The following is a 227-nucleotide window of genomic DNA, read 5'->3' on the forward strand; positions in this document are numbered from 1 at the left end:
CTAAGCCCTGGCCATGGACGGGGGTTAAAAAATATGGCACTGACTATTCGGTACGCTGTTGAGTTCTCAAGGAGCAGATGCGACCGTTCTTTGCCTCTCGGCGCTGCCCGGTGCGTCTTTTTCAGCTTACTTGGCGTTTCTGGCCTTTGTCAAACCGCTCTGCGTTGGCTGGCGATTTAGACTTCGGCTTGGCTGTTTGCCGTATCCGTTTCGGCCTTTCGGCCCCG

Origin of the sequence: Frankia sp. Mgl5 (assembly GCF_023242985.1) — a bacterium.
Taxonomy (GTDB): domain Bacteria; phylum Actinomycetota; class Actinomycetes; order Frankiales; family Frankiaceae; genus Parafrankia; species Parafrankia soli.